At 50.3% G+C, this 4,136-nt stretch carries 3 protein-coding genes; 1 reads left to right on the top strand and 2 read right to left on the bottom strand.

Going from position 1 to position 4,136, the window contains the following annotated elements; translation table 11 throughout:
* Window positions 1-341: hypothetical protein (locus EA392_00120; protein TVR42672.1), on the top strand; the 341-nt coding region annotated here is incomplete at its 5' end.
* A gap of 28 nt (window positions 342-369) precedes the next feature.
* Here the strand turns inward: EA392_00120 and EA392_00115 are convergent.
* Together EA392_00115 and EA392_00110 are read right to left on the bottom strand one after the other, a co-directional pair.
* Entirely contained in the window at window positions 370-1,650 is a 1,281-nt protein-coding gene (locus tag EA392_00115) for an MBL fold metallo-hydrolase (protein ID TVR42671.1), read from the bottom strand.
* Between the two features lie 125 nt (window positions 1,651-1,775).
* Window positions 1,776-3,782 carry a potassium transporter KefB gene (locus tag EA392_00110; GenBank protein TVR42673.1) on the bottom strand — a complete coding sequence of 669 codons (2,007 nt, stop codon included), beginning with the start codon at window positions 3,780-3,782 and terminating at the stop codon, window positions 1,776-1,778.
* Between the last annotated feature and the right edge of the window lie 354 nt (window positions 3,783-4,136).

Below are 4,136 nucleotides of genomic sequence, written 5' to 3'. Positions count from 1 at the left end.
CCTTTGACGGGTGTACCGACGAGGTGTGCTTACCGCTGGAAATTCACGGAGACTTTATCTTCTATATGCCCAACGCCTTTACCCCCAACGAAGACGGCATCAACGACCTCTACGGACCTGTAATGGAAGGTATTGATCCCTCAACCTATGAATTCTTCATTGTAAACCGCTGGGGCGAAACCGTGTTCTACACCAACGACGTAAACCAGAAGTGGAACGGAAGCGGCATGAACGGCACCCACTACGCCCCCGACGGGGTATATACCTGGAAGGTGAAGGTAAAATCACTCTACCGCACCGAGGCCGATGTTTTTACCGGGCATGTAACACTGGTGAGGTAGAGGTTAAAAACAGACCCTAATTCCGTATTCAGGCGCGAAGCCTTTCTTGGATCACCCTGAAAAGATATTGCAGAGCAAAACCAAGATTAACCGAGTAGTCCTCGTTGTTCAGCTGAGCAATATTGAAGTACCGCTTGAAGCGATTGAACCGACCTTTAAGCGGCGCTTCATACCGGCCATTGATGCGTAAAGTAGAACCACCCCACAAATGTTTAAAACAATACAGCATAGCCTCTGAACCAAGATGAACATCACAAAACTCCGGCTTCATTTCAGGCGCAAGACGGAAATGCCATGGTGCCAGCGAAAAGACAAGGTTCAGGTCGGTAATGAAGATGGTTGTTGGCTTAAGCACCTTGTGTATCCAGGATGCATTTTGGTTTCGAAGTGTATCACAAAAATGCTGCCCCGCATTGAGCAATTCGTCCACCTCAATCTTCGCGGCTTTCAATACGAGTTCAGGCCGCACATGTTCGCTGAAGGCTTTTTCCCATGCCAGCACAGCTGATTCCGAATCATGATCCTCTCCAAGCGACCATGTATCACCGTTGAACATTACCAAGGGGCGTGCACCCGCTTCAGTTATGGCTTGAGCGGCGAGCCCCACCGGATTTACAGCATCGTTGCGATAAAAATTCTCCTCGTGGCAAAACCAGATAAAGCTGGCAAATGGTACCACCCATTTTGGCATCAATACCCTTATCTGGCGCGAAACTTCGGCAAGCTTAGAGGCTGCGAGTTCTCTGCGGATATCTGTATCGTTACGGTTTCCGGCGGCGTTGGCGTACGAAAACTGGGTTAGCAATACTTCTGGATGCCCACCGATGACCTTAAGAATGGCGCGAAGTGCAGCATCACTCTCCAGATTGCAATCGTTGATGTTCAAAACGTAGTGCCCATTTACGCGTGCACACAACCACGAATCTCCATCGGTGTGAGGCCTGTTCATGACTGAAAACTCGGGGCACAAATCAAACCAGCCATCTCCAAGTTCTATCACCTCGCCAAACCCCAGCTTACGGCAATAATCAACCACCTTACGATCACGGGTTTTGTGAAAGAGCACGGTTATTCCGGCCCGGTGCTCAGGTGCGATGGCCTTGAGATCCTGCGGAGAAAAGTGATCCGGATGCTCATGTGAAAACCAGATGTGAGTTACTTCGGCAAAACGTTCATAAGACCATGCCGAAGGCGCAATCAATGCCCAACCATTGTGAAAGGCACTGCCGCTTAACCAGGGGTCATGCAGCAACTTTACATCACCGTGCTCCAGCAGGTAACACGCGTGATTTACAAATATGATTCGCATACGTCGTTTACAAAAAGACGTGAAAATTACACTCGCAGGTTACACGTGAAGCTGTTGTTTAAAACTATTTCCGCAGCGGGATAAAAACCTAAGCGCCTCCTGCGCTACACAGCTGTTACTGCGTTTCATAGCCGTAAATACCTGTTCATTTCCAGAATCTGCTCCGGTGGCCCGAAGAGATAGAGTACATCCTGGTAGCGGATAACCTCATCTGACCCGACATCAGTAATGTAATCGTCGTTGCGCTTGATGGCCAGCACATGAACGTTGTATTTTGACTTCAGGTCGGATTCGCCGAAGCGCTTGCCCACCACAGCGTTTTTTTCCTGCGCTACACGAATGGTGGCTATCTCCATGTCTGGAATATGCATGGTGGGATTGATATGCAGCCCCAATTCCTCCGGCGATGGGCCCATTCGGAATTTCTCGTAGTTGTGTGCTCGTATCCGGGTGATGAACTTTTGGATTTCGCTCGTGGGAACGAGGTATTTCCGCAGAACTCTTGTAAAGATTTCAATAGACGTCTCAAACTCTTCCGGAATCACTTCGTCGGCACCGAGCTTCATGTTTTCTTCAATCTCGCGCACCGAGCGCGTCCGGACAATGATGTAAGCCGTTTCAGTAAACTCCCTGATACGACTGACGATCAACCTGGTGGTTTGCGGGTCAGAAATAGCGATGACCACTACCCGTGCTTTATGCACATTGACGTGATGCAGAATAAGATCCTCGGATGCATCGCCAAAGACGATGGGCTCATTTTTTGATTTGGCTTCGGCAATGCGCTCAGGATCCAGCTCCACAATTTCATATTGAATGTCGGCTTCTCTGGCGGCGCGCGCTACATTCTGTCCGTTCAGCCCGTAACCAATAATCACGAGGTGGTCTTCAAAGTCCTGTTCAGCAACAATCGTTTCTGCCTTTTTACGGGTCATGCCCTCCAGGGTAGATCGTACCGGTTTGGGCACGGGTGTGCGCAGCAGTTTGTCGGCAATGGCAGGCGCCCAGTTGATGATAAACGGAGTGGCTCCCATGGTGATGATAGACACAGCCAAAAAGTACTGGTAAACCAGTCCGCTGAGCAGCCCGGCCTGAATCCCAACCAACGAAAGCACAAAGGCAAATTCACCTACCTGAAACAGGTACAGGCCGCTGATAATGACCGTGCGTGTGGGGTACCGAAGCACTTTGGCTGTAAAGAATACAATGGCAAATTTGGCAGCACCCACAAGCAGTGCCAGCAGGTGAATACGGGTAAAGTGCGAAATGAAAAAGTCCACGTCCAGCAGCATACCCACCGACACGAAGAAAAAGCTGATAAAGATTTCGCGGAAGGGCAGAATATTGGCGGTTGCCTGGTGGCTGTATTCAGATTCCGACACCACCAATCCGGCAAAGAAGGCCCCAAGCGCCAGGGAGAGATCGGCCACCGAAGTAAGCCAGGCTGTGGCAAAGCAAAGCACCACAACGGTGAGGATAAAGAGCTCGCGGCTTCGTGTTTTTACCACGGCATCCAGAATACGGGGCACTACATACCGCGCGAACAAAATGACAAGCGCCAGCACCAGTGCCACCTTCAGGCCCATAATGCCCAAATCTACCCACACGTTTTCGGCGTTACCGGCCATCAATGGTGCCACCAGCATCATAGGTACCACAATCAAATCCTGAAAGATGAGAATGGCAACTGCAATGCGTCCGTGCGGCGCGTTGGTTTCACCGCGTTCCTGCAGCATTTTTAAGACAATGGCCGTACTGCTGAGGGCGAAGAGAAAACCAACAAAAACGGCCTCGCTCCACTGCTTACCCAGCGCCAAAGTGACCAGTGCGGTGATGCCTATGGTAAGCCCAACTTGCATCAGACCACCCCAAAAAACCGTGCGCTTAATGGCCAGTAAGCTCTTCAGCGAGAATTCAATACCAATTACAAAGAGCAGAAAAATCACGCCGATTTCGGCCAGGATTTCAATGTCTTCGCCTGCCTGAATAATGCCCAGACCGTGCGGACCAGCCACTATACCGGTAATTAGAAAACCAATGATAGCCGGAACTTTCAGCTTTTGAAAGGCCAGAATGATGACCACCGACAGCCCGAAGATGATAACGATCTCCTTGAGAATCGGGATATCAATACTGGCCAGAAGAATTCCCATGATGGCAGTTTGCGTGCTGCTGCAAAGGTAATATTCTGCCACCCCGATTTCGGGACTAAACGAAGTTTGAATAAAGATTGGCGCAAGAGATTTCGATTTGGCACGGCCCGTTCATTCGGCCTTTGGCGCATCGGCCCATCGTCTCATCGGCCAATCGTCTCATTGGCTCATTACTAATCACCCCATCTCGCGCAAGCATGAGCGCAGCGGTGCTTGTGTGATGGTCTTATTTGATGAATCTCTGTTCAGCGTAGCGTCCCGCTACGCGTTAGTTCACAAGGCGTCCCCGCCTGTTTTAGAAGAACCCCTTCAGAGCCTTGGTTTACATTCACC

Source organism: Cryomorphaceae bacterium, assembly GCA_007695365.1.
GTDB lineage: Bacteria > Bacteroidota > Bacteroidia > Flavobacteriales_D > SKUL01 > SKUL01.
This window is presented reverse-complemented; position numbering and strand designations above follow the sequence as displayed.